The 15183-nt window shown below is 70.2% G+C and carries 13 protein-coding genes; 5 read left to right on the forward strand and 8 right to left on the reverse strand.

All coding sequences use genetic code 11. The annotated features are described in order from the left end of the window. Nucleotides 1-17 precede the first annotated feature (17 nt). The 4 genes from D892_RS49055 to D892_RS0138560 all read right to left on the reverse strand — a co-directional run bounded on the left by D892_RS49055 (nucleotide 18) and on the right by D892_RS0138560 (nucleotide 3283). The gene (locus tag D892_RS49055; protein ID WP_232236267.1) at nucleotides 18-176 is read right to left on the reverse strand and encodes a hypothetical protein; all 159 of its coding nucleotides are present in this window, start codon (nucleotides 174-176) and stop codon (nucleotides 18-20) included. Between the two features lie 252 nt (nucleotides 177-428). Beyond that, nucleotides 429-1451: an NADP-dependent oxidoreductase gene (locus D892_RS0138550; RefSeq protein WP_024806366.1), complete on the reverse strand. Its 1023-nt coding sequence runs from the start codon at nucleotides 1449-1451 to the stop codon at nucleotides 429-431. 83 nt (nucleotides 1452-1534) lie between these two features. Further along, nucleotides 1535-2038 carry a DinB family protein gene (locus D892_RS0138555; RefSeq protein ID WP_024806367.1) on the reverse strand — a complete coding sequence of 168 codons (504 nt, stop codon included), beginning with the start codon at nucleotides 2036-2038 and terminating at the stop codon, nucleotides 1535-1537. Nucleotides 2039-2494: 456 nt separating this feature from the next. After that, nucleotides 2495-3283: a phosphotransferase family protein gene (locus tag D892_RS0138560; protein ID WP_232236268.1), complete on the reverse strand. Its 789-nt coding sequence runs from the start codon at nucleotides 3281-3283 to the stop codon at nucleotides 2495-2497. A gap of 529 nt (nucleotides 3284-3812) precedes the next feature. Here D892_RS0138560 and D892_RS48195 point away from each other — a divergent pair. Together D892_RS48195 and D892_RS0138570 are read left to right on the forward strand one after the other, a co-directional pair. Further along, nucleotides 3813-4073, forward strand: a complete 261-nt coding sequence (locus D892_RS48195; RefSeq protein ID WP_198037106.1) for a hypothetical protein — start codon at nucleotides 3813-3815, stop codon at nucleotides 4071-4073. A gap of 605 nt (nucleotides 4074-4678) precedes the next feature. Beyond that, a complete protein-coding gene (locus D892_RS0138570; protein WP_036567791.1) occupies nucleotides 4679-6295 on the forward strand; it encodes a DEAD/DEAH box helicase in 1617 nt (538 codons plus the stop codon). 24 nt (nucleotides 6296-6319) lie between these two features. Here the strand turns inward: D892_RS0138570 and D892_RS0138575 are convergent, their stop codons facing one another. After that, nucleotides 6320-6826 carry a DUF664 domain-containing protein gene (locus D892_RS0138575; protein WP_024806370.1) on the reverse strand — a complete coding sequence of 169 codons (507 nt, stop codon included), beginning with the start codon at nucleotides 6824-6826 and terminating at the stop codon, nucleotides 6320-6322. 209 nt (nucleotides 6827-7035) lie between these two features. Here D892_RS0138575 and D892_RS0138580 point away from each other — a divergent pair, with 209 nt between their 5' ends. After that, the gene (locus D892_RS0138580) at nucleotides 7036-8139 is read left to right on the forward strand and encodes a TetR/AcrR family transcriptional regulator (RefSeq protein WP_024806371.1); all 1104 of its coding nucleotides are present in this window, start codon (nucleotides 7036-7038) and stop codon (nucleotides 8137-8139) included. A gap of 618 nt (nucleotides 8140-8757) precedes the next feature. After that, nucleotides 8758-10107 (forward strand): crotonyl-CoA carboxylase/reductase, encoded by a 1350-nt coding sequence (gene ccrA / locus D892_RS0138590; RefSeq protein WP_024806373.1) that lies wholly within the window; start codon nucleotides 8758-8760, stop codon nucleotides 10105-10107. An 11-nt stretch (nucleotides 10108-10118) separates the two neighbouring features. Here ccrA and D892_RS0138595 read toward each other — a convergent pair whose 3' ends face one another. From D892_RS0138595 to D892_RS0138605, 3 genes are read right to left on the reverse strand one after another with little or no spacing between them, the layout of a single operon-like run. After that, the gene (locus tag D892_RS0138595; protein ID WP_084161412.1) at nucleotides 10119-11480 is read right to left on the reverse strand and encodes a helix-turn-helix transcriptional regulator; all 1362 of its coding nucleotides are present in this window, start codon (nucleotides 11478-11480) and stop codon (nucleotides 10119-10121) included. Further along, a complete protein-coding gene (locus D892_RS0138600) occupies nucleotides 11416-12324 on the reverse strand; it encodes a UbiA family prenyltransferase (protein WP_024806375.1) in 909 nt (302 codons plus the stop codon). The genes D892_RS0138595 and D892_RS0138600 overlap by 65 nt, the downstream gene beginning before the upstream one ends. A gap of 25 nt (nucleotides 12325-12349) precedes the next feature. Beyond that, the gene (locus D892_RS0138605) at nucleotides 12350-13714 is read right to left on the reverse strand and encodes a cytochrome P450 (RefSeq protein ID WP_232236269.1); all 1365 of its coding nucleotides are present in this window, start codon (nucleotides 13712-13714) and stop codon (nucleotides 12350-12352) included. Between the two features lie 189 nt (nucleotides 13715-13903). On the opposite strand from D892_RS0138605, the gene D892_RS0138610 reads away from it, so the two are divergent. After that, nucleotides 13904-15103: a TetR/AcrR family transcriptional regulator gene (locus D892_RS0138610; protein ID WP_198037108.1), complete on the forward strand. Its 1200-nt coding sequence runs from the start codon at nucleotides 13904-13906 to the stop codon at nucleotides 15101-15103. Nucleotides 15104-15183 lie beyond the last annotated feature (80 nt).

Here is a 15183-nt window from a genome sequence, read left to right on the forward strand (position 1 = left end):
GCGAGAGGCGAAATCCCTCAGATCCTGGGCGGCGTCGTTTCGGATACCCCCGCCTCGGAGTCCGGCACCCCTGCGTAGCCGGGGAACCCGGCCTCCGGGTCCCACCCGGCGGCGGCCGGCTCGCCGACCGGCAGGTAGGCACCGACCAGGGCCAGCACGGTGCCCGCCGCGGACATCGGCGACGAGCTGAACGCCGCGTCCCCGAGCAGTCTCGGGCGACTGTGCCATCCGTGGAATCCACCTTCTGACCAGCGAGCAAGTGTCGGTATCTCGGCGCAGGAGCCGGCGGGACAGGCTCATCAGGCATCGATATTGTGATAGGCGGACTCGGCCCACGGGATTCGCCCTGACGCGCAACGGCCGCTGACCGAGGCCGCACATCAACCGCGGCAGGCCGATTCGGCTCACCGGCTGTCGCGATGGTGACTTCACGGTTGCACGATCTGGACCAGCTGCTTGCCGAGGTTGCCGCCCTCGAAGACCGCGCGCAACGCGCTCGGTGCGGATTCCAGTCCGCTACTCATGGTTTCGGCGATCGTGATGTCTCCCCGGTCGTGCCAGTCGCGTAATGCCGTGAAGGCTTGCGGGAATCGGTCCAGATAGTCGAGGAAGAGGAAGCCTTCCATGCGTGCTCGGTCGAGGGCCAGACGCATGTAGTTCCGTGGGCCGCAGGGAGGATCGGAGCCTTGATAACCGGACGAGATGGCTCCGGCCAGGGCGACACGAGCGTGGCGAGCGAGGTGCGCCAGACCATGCTCGAGGATGCGGCCGCCGACACCGTCGAAGAAGACGTCGACGCCGTTGGGCGCCAAGCGGGTCATGCGGGCGTCGATGTCGTCGTGCTGGTAATCGATGGCGGCGTGCAGACCCGCGCGATCGGTGATCCAGGAGCATTTGCGCGGGCCGCCCGCGATCCCGATGACCGTGCAGCCCAACGCCTTCGCGATCTGGCCCGCGATGGACCCGGTCACGCCGGCCGCGGCCGATACCAGCACCGTCTGCCCCGGCTCGGGACGCCCGACATCCGTCAGGCCGAAGTACGCGGTCAGGCCGGGTGCGCCGAACAGGCTCAGCATGAGCGTGGGCGGCACACCGTCGGGAACCACGTTCAGCCCGAACAATCCGCCCTCGGACGCCACGGCGTAGTCCTGCCACCCCACCATTCCCGCGACCCAGCTTCCGACCGGATACCGCGGATCGTTCGAGCGGACCACCTCCCCGACACCGCTACCGCGCATCACCGCGCCTACCGGTACGGCGTCGACGTAGTTGTCGGCGTCGTTGAGCCAGCCGCGCTGGGTGGGATCAATACCCAGCCAGTGCACCCTGACCAGGGCTTCTCTCGCCCCCGGAACCGGCACGGGCCCGCTCCTCAGCTCGAAATCGTCGTCCCGCAAGGACCCCTCCGGCCGCCGCCGCACGACCCACTGCCGATTCACCACATCCGCCACCCGGCGATACTAGATCCCTCCCGACACACCCTTCGAACCATTTACCGTCCCGGAACGCGGGGAATTCGCTCTACGCCGGAGTTTCACGGGTTCGACTGTCGCAGTAGCGGTTTGTCGATCTGTTCGCGGAGGATGTCGCCGTGGCCCGCGTGCCTGGCGAACTCCTGGACCATGGCGAGCAGTGTCCATCGCATGCTGACCGTGCCCTCGCGGGGATTGTCCTTCGTCTCCTCGAGGTCGAAGCGGGACGCGATCGTTCGTGATCGGCGGCTCGCGCGCTCGAATTCGGCGACGACGTCCGACAGCGACTCGTCGGCGGCGACGGCGAAGGTGCCCTCGTCGCGGCGCGAGTATCCATCGCATTCGGATTCGCCGAGTCCCGCCCAGAACCGTTGGAACCAGATCCGTTCCGCGGCCGCGGCATGCTTGATCAACGAGATCGGCGTCGTCAGCGACGCGACGAGCCGCCGGTGAGCGTCGTCGTCGGACAGGCCGCGCACGGTCTCGATGAGCGCCTCGCGATTGCGGTCCAGCATGCTCTCGAGGATCACTCGCTCGGTGCCGTTGGTAATTCCGTTGGTACTCATGGGGTTTCACTCCATCCTGTGGCGCGGTCGAGGCCTGTGCGTTCCGTATCGGTGCGGCCGAACGACACAGAGCGGCCGCGCGGCAATCGATCTCGGGAAGCGACGAAACGTCCGGCATCAGGGAACGACCGGGGAAGAGGGGCACTCGCCGCACGAGTTGCGGACCGAGCGGGACGACGCGGGCCTGTATCGGCACCGCGGCCCAGACCTGTCGGAAGGCCCGCCGCCAAGGCCAGTATGCCGCGGATTTCGGTTCCGGGCCACACGTCGCCGACTACGCCCTCACGATCACCGCACCGGCCATGGCCGCGGTCGTCGAATCGGGACGGTGGTCGAATCGGGACTGCGCCGCGGCCGGTCGGGCGCCGCCCGGCTATCGTCCGGCGAGCTCGGCGGCGGCCGCCGGGTCATCCGGACCATGAACCACCCACTTCCGCAGGTCCCGGCATCGGCCGATTACTGTGCGGCACTCGCGGATCCTCGTTCTCGCCGGTCTCGCATCGCCTGGGTTCTCAGCACGTCGACCTCGCAGCCCGGCGAGGCCGGGTCGAAGCCGTGCTCGACCAGCCAGCGGACCCCCAGCAGGCTGCGCAGCGACCACCATGCGCGGATCACGTCGAGATCGACGTCGGTGCCGTAGCCGGCGACGACGTCGCCGAGGTGCTCCTCGTGTCCCAGCGTCAAGGTGGCGAGGTCGAACAGGGCGTCACCCCGGCCGGCCTCGGACCAGTCGAGCACGCCGGTGATCTCGTCACCAGCGACGAACACGTGGGCGACCTGCAGGTCGCCGTGCGTGAAGACCGGTGTCCACGGCCGCAGCGCGGCCTCGGCGACCCGGCGGTTGCGCGTGACCACGTCGGCGGGAAGGACGCCGTTCGTGCCGAGCCACTCGCATTCGCCGTCGAGTTCCGAGGCGATCTCGTCGAGGCTGCGGCCGGGCCACGGCGGCAGCGGCGCGTCGTGCAGCATCCGCACGGCGGACCCCGCCGCGGCCCACGCCGCCGACGACGCGGGCGACGGCTCGCCGAGGCGGCCGAGTGCCGTCCCCGGCAGCGCGGCGAGCGCGAGCACAGGCGGCTTGCGCCACAGGACCTCCGGGGTCGGGACCGGCGCCCTGGCCATCGCCTCGACCTCGACGTCGGTGCGCGCCTGATCGGCGTCGACCTTCAGGAACACGTCGCCGATCCGCAGGGTCGCGCACTCGTGATGGGCGACGACGACCTCGACTTCTTCCACGTCGGCCATTATCGAGGGGTACACGACCGATGTCGCCGGATTATCGCGTGCCTGCGACCCGCGAGGGAAATCCGCTGCGGGGAAACGGCCTCGGGTTCGCCGGACGACTCGGCGCGACAGCCGCGAGGTCGCTCGCCCGACCGGCTGAGTCGATCGTCCGCAGAACGGTTGCAGGAGAACGAGTACGAGGCCCAGCATCGGCAAAGACCTGTGCCATGACTGTGAATCGAGCCGCGGTTACCGGAACATCAAGATTGCAGGGTGGATTCACCTACCGGGGTGATGCCAGTTACCACCGCGGACACGAGCCAGCGCCGGACGGGCGGTACGCGCCGCACGGTTGCGCTTCCATACTCCGCACCGCAATGCCGTTGGGGCACAACCAGTCGACCATGCCGCCGCAGCATAGTTCCAATTGAAACATTCTGTTCACAGTTGATCCATCGCTCGGGGGTCGCCCGGAACCGTATGCTGCCCGGGCGGGCCGGTTGGTGTTGTGCTCGCGGTGTTCCGTGGCGAATCCTTCGAGAGGGAACTGATGTTCGTTGTGCGTTCGATGTTGGTTGGTGGCGCGTGTTCCGCCGCGCTCCTGGGCGGAACCGATGTGGCGATGGCCCAGGACGCGGGCAGTGCGATGGCCGGGGTTCATGCTGTCGACGGCAGCCTCGCCATCGCCGACGGCTATGGAGTCGCCCAGGGCGACGGTTCGGGTGTCGGTAGCGGTAGTGGTGACGGCTCCGGTGTCGGGAGTGGAAGTGGGAGCGGCAGTGGTTCCGGCGTAGGCAGTGGTGTCGGCTGATCTCGACGCCGAACTCGCCGATGTTGCTGCGGTGGTAGAGGATCCAGCCGCCGCGGCCAGAATGTCGCCCCGGGCGGACCGTTTCGGTGGCCGGGGCGAGTTGATCGCTACCTCCACCGGCGGCGATGCCGCCGGTGGAGGTAGCCGTACCAGTTCGGGTGGCAACCTGTAGTTCGCAGCGCAGCACGGGTGCCGAGCGCTGCCGCCGCGGTGCCTCCTCGGCGGAGCAGCCCGTAGATCCGCGAGGGTCCGGGCGGTGCCGATCCCGCACCTCGGCACCCATCTCGCGCGCGGATGTCACGTACCCGGAGACCTGGGGCGGATATCTCGGAGGGGCTGTGGGAATAGTCCGGTCGCGGCGTCCGCTATAGTGGGTGCAAGATCGGCGGCTCGCCCGTGTGCTGTCGCCGATAATGGATGTGACCCAGGTCGCGTCCGGCGTCGTAGATCGCACTCCGCGCGACTGAGTCTCCGCTGCGTAGCAACGCTTTCCTTACGGCGATCGATATTGCCCACCGGCAATCTCGCCATTCGTGCCCCTGGCGCGGACCAGATGTCCGCGGTCGGCCGGGCACCCTCCATGCTCGAAAGGCACTGCCCCACTGATGAACACCACTGCACCGTCGTTCGCCGCGCTCGGCGTTCGCGCACCGCTCGCCCGCGCGCTGGAGCGCGCCGGGATCACCGCGCCGTTCCCGATCCAGACCGATACCCTGCCCGATGCGCTGGCCGGGCGGGACGTGCTCGGCCGCGGCCGGACCGGCAGCGGCAAGACCCTGGCCTTCGCGATCCCCATGATCGACCGGCTCGGCGGCGAGCTCGCCGGGCGGGCGGCGCCGAACCGCCCGGTCGGACTGGTCCTGGCGCCCACCCGGGAGCTGGCCACCCAGATCGCGGTGGCGATGACGCCCCTGGCCGCGGCGTACCGGATGACGGTCACCACCGTGTTCGGCGGCGTCTCGCAACACCGTCAGGTGCAGGCACTGCGCCGCGGCGCCGATATCGTCGTGGCCTGCCCCGGCCGGCTCGAGGATCTGATGCGGCAGGGGCTGATCGCCCTCGATGCCGTCGAGATCACCGTCATCGACGAGGCCGACCACATGGCCGATCTCGGATTCCTGCCCGGCGTCACCCGCATCCTGGAGGCCACGCCGGCCGACGGCCAGCGGTTGCTGTTCTCGGCCACCCTGGACAACGGGGTGAACCGGCTGGTGCGGCGTTTCCTGCCGCAAGCGGTCCGGCACTCGGTCGACCAGGCCACCTCGCCGGTCCCGGCGATGACCCACCACGTGTTCGAGGTATCGGACGCCGCGGCGAAGCGGGTTCTGCTGCAGCGGCTCGCCTCCGGCACCGGACGGCGAATCCTGTTCACCCGCACCAAACATCAGGCCCGTAGGCTGGCGCGGCAGCTGACCGCCGACGGCATCCCGGCGGTGGATCTGCACGGCAACCTGGCGCAGGGCGCCCGCGACCGCAATCTGGCGGCCTTCGCGGCCGGCACCGCCGCCGTGCTCGTCGCCACCGACGTCGCCGCGCGCGGCGTCCACGTCGACGACGTCGAACTCGTCGTGCACGTGGATCCGCCGGCCGAGCACAAGGCATACCTGCATCGTTCGGGCCGCACCGCGCGGGCGGGCAGCGCGGGCGACGTCGTCACCGTCATCCTGCCCGCCGAACGCCGAGACGTCGCGGCCCTGCTGCGCAAGGCCGACATCGACGCCACCCCGCAGCGCGTATCGGCCGATTCGCCCGCGGTGACCGGGCTCGTCGGCACCGTTGCCCCGCTGCGGCACATCGAGAACAAGCCCGAACCGGCCGGCGAGGGCAAGCCCAGGAACGCCGGCACGCCGAGGGGCAACCGCAAACAGGCGGGCGACCAGGCCCGCCGCGGCGGGCCGAAGGGACGCGCGCGCGGCCCCCGGACCGCGCGGGCGGGCGGTGGCTCGCCTCGGGCGACCGGCAGCGCGGCCCATGCGGGCGGCAACTCGGCCAGGGCGACGGGCGGCGCGGGCCGTGCGGGCGGTGGCTCGGCTCGGGCGACCGGCGGCGCGACCCACACAGCGGGTCGCTCGGCGGCGGGCTCCGCCACGCAGACCAAGAACGATCGGTCCGCGAACCGCGGCAAGACGCATGGCGCCGGCCGTGCCGCGGCGCCGGCGGGCAGCACCGGCGGCATCGCCGGATTCTCCCGGGCCGGCGGCGGGCGCGGCCGCCGCCGCTGAACGCCGACCGCAACGCCCCTCCCCCTACCCTGCGCCGGGCGGAACGGGATGTTCGATCTGCTCGCGCAGGATGTCGCCGTGACCGGCGTGGCGCGCGAGATCCTCGATGACGAACAGATAGATGAATCGCAGGCTGACCTCGCCGAGGCGCGAGTGCGTGCGGATCTCGTCGAGGTCGAATTCGGCGGCGATCGCGCGGGCACGTTCACAGACGCGCTCGAACTCGGCGATCACGTCGGCCACGGTCTCGTCGTCGCCGACGACGAAACTGGCGTCGCCCGACGTCGTTCCGCCGTCGCAGTCGCTCTCGGGCAGGCCCGCCAGGATGTGCTGGAACCAGATCCGCTGGGAAACCGCGGCATGCTTCAGCAATCCGATCGGTGTGGTCACCGACGCGACGAGGCGGCGGCGGGCGTCCGCTTCGGACAGCCCGCGCACCGTGTTCACCAGTTCGGCCCGGTTGCGGTCGAGCATGCTCTCGAGCAACCGGCGTTCGTCGCCGATGGTGGCTCGGGGTAGCGACCAGGTCAACGTCGTCTCGATTCTGTCGGTGCGGGTGGGAACCGCTTGTCCTATTCGTGCCGCGGCACAGCACAGTTTCCTATTGCTTACCGGCGCACAACCGGCAATCGATATCGTCTGTGCCGGGACCCGGTTCACGACACGTCGGGCACGGGTGCGAGAACCGGTGCCGACTGTATGAGAATCGCATCCGGTATCCGGCTAGGGCGAAGGAAAGTATGGTACGGCTGACCAGGGCTGAGCAGCAGGAACTCACTCGGCGCAAGGTGGTGGACGCGGCGCGGGCCGAGTTCGCCGAGTACGGCTACCGCGGCGCGACGGTGGACGGGATCGCGGAGCGCGCCGAGTTGACGCGCGGGGCCGTGTACTCGAACTTTCCGGGTAAGCGCGCGCTGTATCTGGCGGTGCTCGCCGACGGTGCGGCGCAGGCGCCGCCGCCCTCCCCGCGGCCGCCGGGCGGGACACCGAGATCCGCACTGGCGGCATTCGCCGGCACCTGGATCGAACAGATACCGCGGTCGAGCGGCTACGTGTACGACGCCTCGGAACAGCTGAACTCGCCGATGCTGGGCGTCGACCTGCTGCCGGAGATCCAGGGCGACGCCCGGCTGCGCCATTCGTTCGGGCAGCTCATCCAGCTCGACGCCATCCTGCTCGGACTCGCGCTGGGCGGCCTCGACACCAAGCGGAAGGCACCGCCGCAGCGGTTCATCCACACGGCCGAGGCGTTGCTCACCGTGCTGTACGGGGCGACCCAATTATCCTTCGCCGCACCGGATTTCATCGACCCCGACCGGGTCATCGAGCTGTGCGAACAGATCGCGACGCTGCGTCCGGGGCCGGACGCACCGCGGCCCGCTCCGAAGGCGCGACGCACCCGCCGCATCGATCGGCCCTGGTCTCCCCCGGCCTGTTTCGATGCCGTGCGCGCGGAAAGGGTGGTGCCGCACGGGGATCGCCTCGTCGTGGTGGTCGGTATGCACCGGATCACGACGATCCAGGACGTGCTGTCCGCGGCCCCCCACCCGCACCCGCTCACCGTCGCGCTGGTGACCGGCGACGACACCGGTGAACTGGTCCCGCTGGCCCGGCTGGCGCTGGCCGACGTCGGCCGCTCGCTGCGGCACGGCTTCCCGGCGTCCGCGCTTCCCGACCTGCAACTCGTGGTCGACGAGGCGGGCGCGGTCGCCACGGCCTGCGGCATCGAGGCGTTCGACGACGAGACGGAGACGGCCGTCGTCGTGCGGGACGAGCGCCTGGTGCTGCGCGCGGACGGCCGCGGCGCCTGCCATGCCGTCACCGGCTGGCTGAACTCTACCTAGACCGGCTCCGCCCAGGCTGGACCGGCTCCGCCCAGGGCGCCGCCCGATCCCGGGCGGCCCGCGGCGTCGTAGGCGAGGCCCGGTCGGCCGCCGTCCCTCCATACCTGGGATGCGCCGTTGGAACTGGACCCGACGAGTGCGTGGCCGTCCGGGCCGAATGCGATGTCCGACAGCCCTTCCCACTCGTCGTCGGCCCCACATTCGTGCGGCAGCACGGTAGCTACCTGCCGATCGGCGGTTTTCCCAGCGGGACGAAAGGACAGCGCCCCCGGCCCGAGAGAAAGGACCAATTTTCGGGTTGGGGGATCGTGTACGGTAGTTGCCGCCTCCGGATATCCCACAGTTGTACGGCCGAGTCGTAGACCTCGGTCGTATCCGGCACACGATCCCGTCCGGAAAGTCGCGACCCGTGACCGGATTTCGTCCATGTCGCACGAGCCACGTAGCACGGCGCCGCACCGGAGACCGCGGACCGGCCAAACCCCTTGGGGCGGTGGGGCCGTCCCTCTTGGGCACCACTGCGCTCGCCACATTGCCCGCCATGCTTTTGCCGATCGCCCCCGCCGACGGACCTAGCCTTGCGGGACAGATCGCGCATCAACCGTCGGGAGGCCCCTGGTGAAAGACCTGCTCGAGATCGTCCTCGCCGAAAGCCGGACCGAGGACGATGTCGCCAACGCCCCACTGCCCCAGAGCTTTCGAGCGGTGACCCTGCACCGCGACGAGGTCGACATGTTCGCGGGAACCGCTCCCGCCGATCGGGACCCGCGCAAGTCGATCCACATCGACGACGTCCCGGTGCCCGCGCTCGGGCCCGGCGAGGCTCTCGTCGCGGTGCTGGCCAGTTCGGTGAACTACAACACGGTCTGGAGCGCGCTGTTCGAACCGGTCCCCACCTTCGCGTTCCTCGAACGCAACGGCCGCGCCTCCGAAGCCGCGGCGCGCCACGATCTTCCGTACCACATCATCGGCTCCGACCTGGCCGGCGTGGTGCTGCGCACCGGGCCCGGCGTCACCAAGTGGCGGCCGGGCGACGAGGTGGTCGCGCACTGCCTGCACGTGGAGCTGGAGGAGGCCGACGGGCACAACGACACGATGCTCGATCCGGCGCAACGCATCTGGGGTTACGAGACGAACTTCGGCGGCCTCGCGGAGCTGTCGCTGGTGCGATCCAATCAGCTGATGCCCAAGCCGCGCCATCTCACCTGGGAGGAGGCGGCCGCGCCCGGCCTGGTCAACTCGACCGCCTACCGGCAGCTGGTGTCGCGCAACGGCGCCGATATGAAACAGGGTGACAACGTGCTGATCTGGGGCGCCGGCGGCGGCCTGGGTTCCTATGCGACCCAGCTGGCGCTCGCGGGCGGCGCGTTCCCGATCTGCGTGGTGTCGTCGGCCGAGAAGGCGCGGACCTGCCGCGCGATGGGCGCCGAGGCCGTCATCGACCGCTCCGCCGAGGACTACCGGTTCTGGTCCTCCGGCGAGCCCGACGTTCGCGAATACCGCCGCTTCGGGCGCCGGATCCGCGAGCTGACCGGCGGCGAGGACGTCGACATCGTCGTCGAGCATCCCGGCCGCGACACCTTCGGCGCCTCGGTGTTCGTCGCTCGCCGCGGCGGCACGATCGTGACGTGCGCGTCCACCAGCGGCTACGTCCACCAGTACGACAACCGGTATCTGTGGATGAACCTCAAGCGGATCATCGGCTCGCACTTCGCCAACTATCGCGAGGCGTGGGAGGCGAACCGGCTCATCGCCAAGGGCGTCGTACATCCGACGGTCTCCCGGAGCTACCCGCTGACCGACACCTCGACCGGGGTCCAGGACGTGCACAACAACGTGCATCAGGGCAAGGTCGCCGTGCTGTGCCTGGCCCCGCACGAGGGTCTGGGCGTGCGCGACGCGGAGCTGCGAGAGCGGCACCTGCCCGCGATCAACCGCTTCCGCGCGACCGCCGGCCGGGCGTCATGATCACGACCTGCTCACCACCGCCCGTCGAGATCCGCCAGCGCCACCAGCCGTGCCACGTCCCGGCGCAGCAGCCGATTGCCGTGTTGCAGCAGCAGTTTCAGCGTACGGTGCGCGTCGGGGTCGTAGCGGAGATCCTCGGGCGATGATTCCGCGGCCTTGGCCAGGGCGAAGGCGGCACCGACGTCGTCGTTGCGGCCGGCGAACGCGGCCGCGGTGGCGATGTGATAGCGGGCCCGGCGACCGGCGGGTTGATCGTCGCCGACGTCGGTCTGCGCCGCGATCTCGATCACGTCGTCGAAGTCGTTGCGGCCCAGCGCGATTTCCATCCTGGTCAGGCCGATCTCGGTGTCACCGAACCCGATTCCGCGCGTGCTGCGGCAGCCGCCCAGCCGGTCCGCCTCGAACTGCGCGGAGGTCAGCAGGCGGTCGGCCTCGGCCGGATCCGGCGCGCCCGCGGCGGCCTTGGCCGCCACCAGATACGCGGCCCCGCACAGCAACCGGTGGTCGGGCGAGCGCTGGTCGGCCTCGGACAGCAGGCCCGCGATGGCCAGGGCCTGCGTGTGACAGGCGCTCAGCTGCCCCTGGTAGAGCAGCGCGTTCGCCAGATGCCACAGGCTCGCCGCCAGCACGGCCGGCGGATCCTCGCGCCGGACCGTCGCCACCGCTCGATCGGCCACCACCCACGCCAGCCCGTGCGCGCCCGTCCCGGTGAGCAGCGACCGGCACAGCTGGTAGGAGCGCACGAGCGAATCCCGCCCCTCGGCACCGTCGGTGCGCCAGCTCATCCGGCGCGCCGACGTGACCACGTCGGGCAGCCGCTTCGCCAGTTGCGAGAACCGTTGCCGCGAACCGAGCCAGATCTGTTCGCAGCGCGCGAGATCGGCCATCACCTCCTCGGCCGCCGGATCCTCGCTCTGCCGTCCGGCCGGGCCGTCGGTATTCGGCGGGACGGCCCGGCCGTCGGTCACCGGATGATCCAGAATCGCCTGTTGCAGTTCATCGGTCAGGTCGCTGACGCCCACGCTCGGCGGCACCCGACGGACCGGCCGGTCGATCAGATCGCGGAAATCCTCGATCTGCAGCACCTCGGCCAGTCGCAGGACGACCTTGATGCTGTCGAGCTCGGCCCGGCCGGACTCGACCAGGCGCAGCCATTCCTCGCTGCGCCCAACCAGATTCGCTACCACCTTGCGGGACAGACCGAATTGCATACGGCGCAGCTCCACTCGCTCGCCGACGCTCAATCCTTCGGTTCGGTGGTGTCTTACGGCATGCATAGCTCTCCTTCCCCCGCCGAAGCTCTGGCGGTCAATGCGCGAGAGCAGGTATCCCACTTGCCAATGTGACGCAGTACCAGAGGGTGTACAGCACATACGTCGTGTTGTCCGACCTGGAGTTACGCAGGCGGATCACGCGATAGGAAATGATCAGGCAGACGACGGCGCCGACGCCTCCGAGCACTACGGCCGCGACCGGCGCATGCCGGTAGAGCAGCAGGTACAACAGCACTGGATAGACGACGAAGGCCGTGCCGAATACCGTGCGGGCGGCCCGCTCTCCGAAAACCACGACGGCGGTGCGCCGACCGATGGCCAGATCCCCGGCGACGTCGCGCAAATCCTGCAGCGACACCAGTAATCCCAGCGGTACGGCGATCGCCAGTATCCACGACCACGCGGCGGAAGTGAGCGGAGTGACCAGCTGCCATGCGGCCGCCAACTGCGCGACGGTACCCGCGACCATGGCGGCGTTCTTGCCCCACCAGACACGAGCGCCGCCAAAATGATTGTGCCACAACCACGCCGCAACCCACAGCATGCCCCACTCGATGACCCCTAGCGCGGCGCCCATACCCAGGAACGCCCCACTGACCACGAGCAGCCGCCACCACGCGCCCCGCGGTGTCACCGCCCCGACGACCAGCGGCCGGTGCGGCTTGTTCAGCCGGTCCTCCTCGATGCCGGTGAGCTGATTCGACAGGTTGAACGTGTAGATATAGAGCCAGAAGTAGGCGACGCACAGCAACGCCTCCTCCGGCAGTTCCGCGAGGGGCCGGCCGGACGTGGCCCACGCCGCACCCGCGAACGTCGTCGCCGGGACGACCGTGGCGGTCAGGTCGCCCCAGGTGAACGACCAGCACAGGACGAGCTCGCGCCACGCGGCGAAAGCGCCCCTGCCGACCGCCCGATGTAACGGTGCCGCCGAGGTTGTGGTCATGGATGTCCTTCTGCCGAATGTCTTTTCAGTCGGCCGATCGCACGACTTGCCTCTGGGTCAGGCGCATCCGCACGCCCTTCGGCGTGGGAAGCTGCGTCAGTGCCATGGGGACCGGCCGGCCCGTCGACGATGACAGGCACCAGTGCGCCGTGATGGTGGCCAGGGCGAGCACGACCTCGGTCAGGCCGAACTGCTGGCCGATGCAGCTGCGCGCACCCGCCCCGAAGGGCAGATACGGCATGCGGTTCGGGGCGACGTCGACCCAGCGGTCGGGCACGAAATCGGCGGCGTTGTCGTACAGACCGGCACGCCGGTGGAGCAGATACGGGCTGACGGCGACCATCGTCCCGGCGGGCAGCAAGATCCCTTCGAGGCGAGTGTCTTCCGTGACCAGCCTGGTGACCAGCCACACCGGCGGGTACAGCCGCAGGGTCTCCGTCACCACGCGCCCGAGCAGCGGGAGCGCGGGCAGATCGCCGGGTGCGGCCGCACGCCCGCCGAGCACCGCGTCCACCTCGTCGTGTACGCGCCGCAGCACGTCCGGATTTCGGTCCAGCAGGTGCAATGCCCAGGTGATGCAGCCGGCGGAGGTCTCGGCACCGGCCAGGAAGAAGGTGAACACCTGGTCGATCAGTTCCTCGTCGGTGAAGGCCGTCACCGCGCCCGACCCGTCGAGATCCCGCGCCGACAGCAGCGACGACAACAGATCGCCGCCGTCGGCGCCGTCGGCGCGCCGGTCGGCGATCACCGATCCGGCCAGGTCGCGCACCCGTCGCGTGATCGCGGCGTAGCGGCGGTTGTCCGGCGTGGGCAGCCGGCTCACCGCGGGCGGCATCATGGTCCGGCGGAACAGGCCCCCCGCGATCTCGCCGAGATCGGCGGCGACCCGGCGGCGCACGGATTCGGGCACGGCCGTGGAGAACATGGTCTCGGTGGCGACCCCGAACGTCATCACCGACATCTCCGACCCCAGGTCGATGATCCGGCCCTCGTCCCAGGTCCGCACCGTCTCGGCGATCGCACTGGTCATGATCTCGGTGTAGCCGTGCATCCGCTGGGAGCGGAACGCCGGTTGGCACAGCCGGCGCTGGCGCCGATGCCTGCTGTGCGGGCAGGTGCCCAGGCCGTCGCCGGCGATCTCCCGGGAGCGGTCGTAGAACGGGCCGCCCTTGTCGAAGGTCCGGTCGTCGGCGAGAATGAGCCAGGTCAGCGCCGGATCCGAGACGACGACCACCGATTGTGAGCCGACCCGGATCCGGCACATCGCACCCAGTTCCGGCAACGACGCCAGGAACGGCAGCGGATCGCGCAGCAGGCGGACCCCGTGCCCCAGGGCGGGCAGCCCACCCGGGACCACGGGGATGCCGTCCAGCATCGACGTCCGGCTCATCCACGGTCCCTTCATCGAATCGCCCTTCACCGACCGGCATTCATCGACTCGGCATTCGACGGGCACCGTGGCGAACGACGTTGGGCCCCAATCGATCGCCCATCGGATGTACCATCGGAATGGTATCAACATCCAGATGCCGCGTGTATCCCGAGTCGGAAATCCCTAGGGGCTGAGCCGGGTTGGCGCATGGCGTTTCCCAGGGGAGTGAAGGACGCGATGGCTCGTCTGACCAGGGCGGAGCGCCAGGACCGCACCCGGCACCGAGTGTTGGAGGCGGCCCGGGCCGAATTCGCCGAGAACGCCTTCCGCGGCGCGACCATCGACGGCATCGCGCATCGCGCCGGGGTGACCAGGGGCGCGGTCTATTCCAATTTCCCGGGCAAGCGGGCGCTGTATCTCACCGTCCTGGCCCGGGAGGCGGAGAAGACCGCCGCCCCGGCCGGCCGCGATCCCGGCCGCACCCCGCAGGCCGCGGTCGAGGCGTTCGCCGACGCCTGGATGCAGCGGGTCCCCCGGTCCGCGCGGCACGGACGGCGGGGATCGGCGCGGCTGCGGTCGCCGATGCTGGGGATCGACCTGCTCCCCGAGATCACCACCGCGGACGATCTGCGCCGGCCCTTCACCCAACTGCTGAAGCTGGACGCCCTCCTGCTGGCCAGCGCCTTGCGAACGCTCGGCGAGCGGCGGTCCGGCTGGTCCGAACAGCTCGGCATCGCGGAAGCGCTGCTGACCACCCTCTACGGTGCCACGCAGTTGGCCTTCGCCGCACCGGATTTCGTCGAGTCGGCCGCGGTGCGCACGCTGTGCGGGCAAATGGCCGATTCGGCGCGCGACGGCGACTGTGCCGCCCGGATCCGGCTGCCCGGCCCGTCCGCCGCGTACGTATCCGATCCGTGGGCGGCGCCGGCCTGCACCGATCTGCTGCACCGGGCCCCGGCGAACCTCGACCCGCAGGTGATCGCGATCCTGGGTACCCACAAGCTCACCACCGCCGGGGATCTGCTGTCGAGCCTGCCGGCCGGCGCCGCGCTGACCGTCGCCATCGTCACCGAGAATGCCGCCGAACTGGCGCCGCTGGCCCGGCTGGCCGTCTTGGACATCGGACGCGCGCTGCGGCACGCGTTCCCGCCCGCCGCGCTGGCGAATCTGCAGGTGGTCGTCGACGAGTCGGGTGCCGTCGCGGCCGCCTGCGGTATCGGCCCGGTGGACGACGCCACCGAATCGGCGGTCATCACGGCCAAGGGGCGCATCATCGTTCGCGCCCGGGGGCGCGGCGCCTGCCACGCGGCGGCCGACACCGTCCGGCGGGCCACCGACGGCGCCCCCGCCAACGTGATCGCCGACCCGTCGATCTACGGAGGCAATCTCTCCGGCTTCGGCGCCTGAGCACGCGCCGACGTCCCGGCGGTGCGGCGATCCGCCCGCCGGGACGTCGTATTCGTGCGTCAACGGTGTTCGTGCGTCGG

This window comes from Nocardia sp. BMG51109, assembly GCF_000526215.1.
Lineage (GTDB): Bacteria > Actinomycetota > Actinomycetes > Mycobacteriales > Mycobacteriaceae > Nocardia.

Bases quoted from the DNA above. Each gene is read 5' to 3' on its own strand.
- D892_RS0138570 (WP_036567791.1), top strand. From the start codon at position 4,679: ATGAACACCACTGCACCGTCGTTCGCCGCGCTCGGCGTTCGCGCACCG.
- D892_RS48195 (WP_198037106.1), top strand. From the start codon at position 3,813: ATGTTCGTTGTGCGTTCGATGTTGGTTGGTGGCGCGTGTTCCGCCGCG.
- D892_RS0138595 (WP_084161412.1), bottom strand. From the start codon at position 11,480: ATGTGCTGTACACCCTCTGGTACTGCGTCACATTGGCAAGTGGGATAC.
- D892_RS0138600 (WP_024806375.1), bottom strand. From the start codon at position 12,324: ATGACCACAACCTCGGCGGCACCGTTACATCGGGCGGTCGGCAGGGGC.
- D892_RS0138580 (WP_024806371.1), top strand. From the start codon at position 7,036: ATGGTACGGCTGACCAGGGCTGAGCAGCAGGAACTCACTCGGCGCAAG.
- D892_RS49055 (WP_232236267.1), bottom strand. From the start codon at position 176: ATGTCCGCGGCGGGCACCGTGCTGGCCCTGGTCGGTGCCTACCTGCCG.
- D892_RS0138610 (WP_198037108.1), top strand. From the start codon at position 13,904: ATGGCGTTTCCCAGGGGAGTGAAGGACGCGATGGCTCGTCTGACCAGG.
- D892_RS0138555 (WP_024806367.1), bottom strand. From the start codon at position 2,038: ATGAGTACCAACGGAATTACCAACGGCACCGAGCGAGTGATCCTCGAG.
- D892_RS0138605 (WP_232236269.1), bottom strand. From the start codon at position 13,714: ATGAGCCGGACGTCGATGCTGGACGGCATCCCCGTGGTCCCGGGTGGG.
- D892_RS0138560 (WP_232236268.1), bottom strand. From the start codon at position 3,283: ATGGCCGACGTGGAAGAAGTCGAGGTCGTCGTCGCCCATCACGAGTGC.